Origin of the sequence: Streptomyces sp. 13-12-16, assembly GCF_002114215.1 — a bacterium.
In the GTDB taxonomy this organism is placed as follows: domain Bacteria; phylum Actinomycetota; class Actinomycetes; order Streptomycetales; family Streptomycetaceae; genus Streptomyces.
This window is the reverse complement of sequence record NZ_NCTE01000787.1, coordinates 1-4161: the sequence shown is the minus strand read 5'-3', so window position 1 is coordinate 4161 and position 4161 is coordinate 1. Positions and strand designations below refer to the sequence as shown.

Sequence of the window (4161 nt, the reverse complement as noted above, 5' to 3'; positions counted from 1 at the left end):
CGCCTCGGCACCGCGGACGGCGAGGTCGTCATCGACCGCCCCGAGGGCCCGCTGGCCACGCTGGCCCTGCCGGGGCAGCCCCCGCGCCGGCTGGCACTGAAGGTCCGTGCCACCTCCGAACTCATCGCCGAGGAGCTCAGGCGCCTCGACGCGGACGAGATGTACGCAGTCGCCCTGCGCGGCGAGGCCACCGAGGAGATCCCCGCCCATGTCTGACGCCCCCGAGCCGACCCGGCGCCCCGAGTGGGCCGCCCTGGGCGACCACCGCGCGGACGCGCTGCCGCAACCGGACCTGCGCGAACTGTTCGCCGCCGACCCGTCCCGCGCACAGCGGTACGTCGTACGCGTGGGTGACCTGCGCATCGACTACTCCAAGCACCTGGTCAACGACGAGACGCTCGCCCTGCTGCGTGAACTGGCCGAGGCCACCGACGTGTTCGGGCTGCGCGACGCCATGTTCCGCGGCGAGCGGATCAACACCACCGAGGACCGGGCCGTGCTGCACACCGCGCTGCGCGTCCCGCGGGACGCGGTGGTCGAGGTCGACGGGGAGAACGTCGTCCCGGCCGTGCACGCCGTCCTCGACAAGATGGCCGACTTCGCCGGCCGCGTCCGCTCCGGCGAGTGGACCGGCCACACCGGCAAGCGCATCCGCAACGTCGTCAACATCGGCATCGGCGGCTCCGACCTCGGTCCGGCGATGGCGTACGAGGCGCTGCGCGCGTACACCGACCGCTCGCTGACCTTCCGGTTCGTGTCCAACGTGGACGGCGCCGACCTGCACGAGGCGATCCGGGACCTCGACCCGGAGGAGACGCTGTTCATCGTCGCCTCCAAGACCTTCACCACCATCGAGACGGTCACCAACGCCACCTCCGCGCGGACCTGGCTGCTGAACGCGCTCAAGGACGAGGCCGCCGTCGCCAGGCACTTCGTCGCCCTGTCGACCAACGCCGGGAAGGTCGCCGACTTCGGCATCGACACGGCGAACATGTTCGAGTTCTGGGACTGGGTCGGCGGACGCTACTCCTACGACTCGGCGATCGGCCTGTCGCTGATGATCGCCATCGGCCCGGACCGCTTCCGGGAGATGCTCGACGGGTTCCGGATCGTCGACGAGCACTTCGTCAACGCCCCCGCCGAGGCCAACGCCCCGCTGCTGATGGGCCTGCTGGGCGTCTGGTACAACAACTTCCTCGACGCCCAGTCGCACGCGGTGCTGCCGTACTCGCACTACCTGTCGAAGTTCACCGCCTACCTCCAGCAGCTCGACATGGAGTCCAACGGCAAGTCGGTGGACCGCCGGGGCCGTCCCGTCGACTGGCAGACGGGACCGGTGGTGTGGGGCACGCCCGGCACCAACGGGCAGCACGCCTACTACCAGTTGATCCACCAGGGCACGAAGCTCATCCCGGCCGACCTGATCGGCTTCGCCCGCCCGGTCGCCGAGCTGAGCGACGAACTCAAGGCCCAGCACGACCTGCTGATGGCCAACCTGTTCGCGCAGGGCCAGGCCCTCGCGTTCGGCAAGACCGCCGAGGAGGTGCGGGCGGAGGGCGTGCCCGAGGAGCAGGTGCCGCACCGCACCTTCCGGGGCAACCACCCCACCACCACGATCCTGGCCACCGAACTGACCCCCTCGGTGCTCGGCCAGCTGATCGCCCTGTACGAGCACAAGGTGTTCGTGCAGGGCGCGATCTGGGACATCGACTCCTTCGACCAGTGGGGCGTCGAACTCGGCAAGGTCCTCGCCAAGCGTGTCGAACCCGCCCTCACCGAGGGCGCCGACGTCCCCGGCCTCGACCCGTCCACGGCCGCGCTGGTGGCCGCCTACCGCGAACGCAGGAAGTGAACTGACATGCAGATCGGTCTTGTTGGGCTCGGCAAGATGGGCGGCAACATGCGCGAGCGCCTCCGCAACGCCGGCCACACCGTCATCGGGTACGACACCAATCCCGAGCTCTCCGACGTCGACCACCTGTCCGATCTCGTCGAGCGGCTCGAGAGGCCGCGCGCGGTGTGGGTGATGGTGCCGGCCGGCACCGTCACCCAGCAGGTCGTCGACCAGCTGGGGAGCCTGCTCAGGCCCGGCGACACGGTCGTCGACGGCGGCAACTCCCGCTGGACGGACGACGAGAAGCATGCCAAGGAGCTGGGTGCCCGGGGCATCGGCTTCGTCGACGCGGGGGTCTCGGGCGGTGTGTGGGGCCTGAAGAACGGCTACGCCCTGATGGTCGGCGGCGACGAGGAGCACGTGGAGCGGCTGAAGCCGATCTTCGACGCGCTCAAGCCTGAGGGTCCGTACGGTTATGTCCACGCGGGCAAGGTGGGCGCCGGGCACTTCGCGAAGATGGTCCACAACGGCATCGAGTACGCCATGATGCAGGCCTACGCCGAGGGCTGGGAGCTCCTGGAGAAGGTCGACTCGGTGGACAACGTCCGGGAGGTGTTCCGCTCCTGGCAGGAGGGCACCGTCATCCGCTCCTGGCTGCTCGACCTCGCGGTCAACGCCCTCGACGAGGACCAGCACCTGGAGCGGCTGCGCGGATACGCCGAGGACTCGGGCGAGGGCCGCTGGACCGTGGAGGCGGCCATCGACAACGCCGTGCCGCTGCCGGCGATCACCGCGTCGCTGTTCTCGCGGTTCGCCTCCCGGCAGGAGGACTCGCCGCAGATGAAGATGATCGCGGCACTGCGCAAGCAGTTCGGCGGCCACGCCGTCGAGTCGGTGGAGAAGGCGTAACGACCGTGGGGGATCTGCTGCTGGCGCGGCACGGCGAGACGGAGTGGAGCAGGGCGGGCCGGCACACCGGCCGGACCGACCTTCCGCTGACCCCGGCCGGTGAGGCCCAGGCCAAGTCCCTCGCGCCGCTGCTGGCGGGGCGGACCTTCGGGCTGGTCCTCACCAGTCCGCTGGTCCGCGCCCGGCACACCGCCGAACTGGCGGGACTGGCCGAAGTGGTGGAGGAGCCGGACCTGCGGGAGTGGGACTACGGCGGCTACGAGGGGATCACCACCGCGGAGATCCACCGCACCCGGCCCGGCTGGGACCTGTGGACCGACGGGGTGCCGCCCGGCCGGGAGTTCCCCGGCGAGTCCCCGGAGCGGGTCGGCGAGCGCGCGGACCGGGTGCTGTCCCGGGTGGCCGGGGCGCTGGAGGAGGGGGACGTGATGCTGGTGGCGCACGGCCACCTGCTCCGCGTCCTGACGGCCCGCCGCCTGGGCCTGCCGCCGTCCGCCGGACGCCTGTTCCGCCTGGAGACGGGCACCCTGAGCCGCCTGTCGCTGGAGCACGGCAGCCCGGTGATCGCGGAGTGGAACACGCGGCCGTGACCCATGGGCCGGGCCCTTCGGCAAGGTGACGGCCCGGCGAGGACCCGGGCGCTCAGCCGCCCGCGCGTGTCTGTGCCGCGTGCTGGGCGGCCAGGCGGACCGGGGCGTTGCGGGCGCCGTAGCCGCGGTGGGCGCCGTCGCGCTGGACGAGTTCGAAGAAGACGCGGCCGACGGTGAGGGTGTAGCAGTGGCGCAGGGTGCCGTGTTCGTCGGCGTCGTGGAGGATGCCGAGGTCCCGGTAGGTCTCCAGCTCGCCGTCGGCGAACTCGTGGCGGGCGGCGAGGTCGTCGTAGTAGTTCGCCGGGATGGGCAGCAGCCGGCCGCCCGCGTCGCGGAAGCGGCGGGCCGCGGCGACCACGTCGTCGGTGGCGAGCGCGATGTGCTGGGCGTGCACGGTGTCGTCCGTGGGCGCGGCACCGACACCGAGGGCGATGCGGACGCTGCCGTCGGCGTTGCCGACCGCGCGGCTGCGCTGCAGGCCGTAGGGGTCGGCGAGGTCCACGCTCTCGTCGGCGCGCAGTCCGAGCACGCTGCGGTGGAAGAGGGCCGCCTCGTCGAAGTGGTGCCAGGGCTGGGTGAGGGCGAGATGGTCGATGTGCCGTACGGCCGTGGCGGCGGGTGCGTGTTCCACGTCCGCGAAGTCGGACCGCCAGCCGCCGGAGGAGGACGGCCGGGTGCCGCAGAAGAACAGTTCCGTGCCGTCGGGCGCGGCCACCGCGTCGAGCGGGGCGTCCTCGGGGGCACGGCGGCGTGGCAGTACGGGCGCCAGCAGGGCCTCGGCGCGGCGGGCGGCACCGGCGGCGTCGGGTGACTCGAGGCCGACGGCCG

5 protein-coding genes are annotated in these 4161 nt (G+C 72.0%); 4 read left to right on the top strand and 1 reads right to left on the bottom strand.

Annotated features, from left to right (window positions below):
• The 4 genes from B7767_RS28960 to B7767_RS28945 all read left to right on the top strand — a co-directional run.
• On the top strand, positions 1-216 hold a 216-nt coding region (locus tag B7767_RS28960; RefSeq protein WP_179167333.1), incomplete at its 5' end, for an OpcA/G6PD domain-containing protein.
• The gene (gene pgi / locus B7767_RS28955; RefSeq protein WP_085574746.1) at positions 209-1852 is read left to right on the top strand and encodes a glucose-6-phosphate isomerase; all 1644 of its coding nucleotides are present in this window, start codon (positions 209-211) and stop codon (positions 1850-1852) included. The genes B7767_RS28960 and pgi, both read left to right, overlap by 8 nt.
• Positions 1853-1858: 6 nt before the next feature.
• Positions 1859-2743 (top strand): phosphogluconate dehydrogenase (NAD(+)-dependent, decarboxylating), encoded by an 885-nt coding sequence (gene gnd / locus B7767_RS28950; RefSeq protein ID WP_085574745.1) that lies wholly within the window; start codon positions 1859-1861, stop codon positions 2741-2743.
• Between the two features lie 5 nt (positions 2744-2748).
• Positions 2749-3333, top strand: coding sequence for a histidine phosphatase family protein (locus B7767_RS28945; RefSeq protein ID WP_085574744.1), 585 nt, complete (start codon positions 2749-2751; stop codon positions 3331-3333).
• A 52-nt stretch (positions 3334-3385) separates the two neighbouring features.
• Here B7767_RS28945 and B7767_RS28940 read toward each other — a convergent pair.
• The coding region (locus B7767_RS28940) for a VOC family protein (protein ID WP_179167332.1) at positions 3386-4161 on the bottom strand (776 nt) is incomplete at its 5' end.

Bases quoted from the DNA above. Each gene is read 5' to 3' on its own strand.
- gnd (WP_085574745.1), top strand. From the start codon at position 1,859: ATGCAGATCGGTCTTGTTGGGCTCGGCAAGATGGGCGGCAACATGCGC.
- pgi (WP_085574746.1), top strand. From the start codon at position 209: ATGTCTGACGCCCCCGAGCCGACCCGGCGCCCCGAGTGGGCCGCCCTG.